The organism is Xanthomonas sp. D-99 (assembly GCF_017746145.1).
Lineage (GTDB): Bacteria > Pseudomonadota > Gammaproteobacteria > Xanthomonadales > Xanthomonadaceae > Xanthomonas > Xanthomonas cissicola.
Map to the genome: position 1 here is coordinate 1 of NZ_JAGHWU010000047.1, position 698 is coordinate 698.

General features: G+C 59.2%; 1 protein-coding gene. It reads left to right on the top strand.

What is annotated here, in order from left to right; all coding sequences use genetic code 11:
* Window positions 1–504 (top strand): XVIPCD domain-containing protein (locus tag J7360_RS16060; RefSeq protein WP_343124460.1); only part of this gene is annotated, 504 nt, incomplete at its 5' end.
* Between the last annotated feature and the right edge of the window lie 194 nt (window positions 505–698).

Consider the following 698-nt stretch of genomic DNA (forward strand, 5'->3'; position numbering starts at 1 on the left):
TTGATCAGACCTTCCCTAGGCATCGAGCTCGGCCAGGCGCGCGTTCAGCGCGAGCACGGTGCATCGCAGACTGAGCAGGGTGTGGTCAAAATCTCGGAAAGCGGGGGCTATCAGCTGGCATCGCTATCCCAAGACCCGCTCCATAGCCAAGCCGAGGATGCAGTTCGCCGCCTTGAGCAGAGTCTGGGCCGTGAGTACGACGAAAACAGTGCTCGGCTGGCTGCAAGCAGCGCATATCTTGCAAAAGACAACGGGCTGTCGCGGATCGATCATGTCGTGCTGAGCGAGAACACCAAGTCCGTGCGGCAGGGCGAGAACGTCTTCGTTGTGGAAGGTGCGTTGAACGATCCCGCTCACAAGATGGCGCATATGAAGACGAGTGATGCGATTGCGCAGCCCGTCGAGCAATCGCTCGCGCAATTGCAGGCTTTGGGCGAAACGCAGCGCCAACAGCAATCTCAGCAGCAGGAGCAGTCGATTGCGCCTCAACACCGGATGGTGTGAGGGCTATTGAAATAACGGTTACAGATTCACTTCCACGGCAGCCTGACCGTCGCCAAACCGTCGCGCCCATGCCTGCGCGCGTAGAGGCATAGATCGGCAGCGATGCTGGTAGTGAAACGACAACGGCCGCAGTACGCGGCCGTTGTCGTTAGATCAGGCAGCCAGGATCGTCTTGCCGATTCCCGATTCCCGAT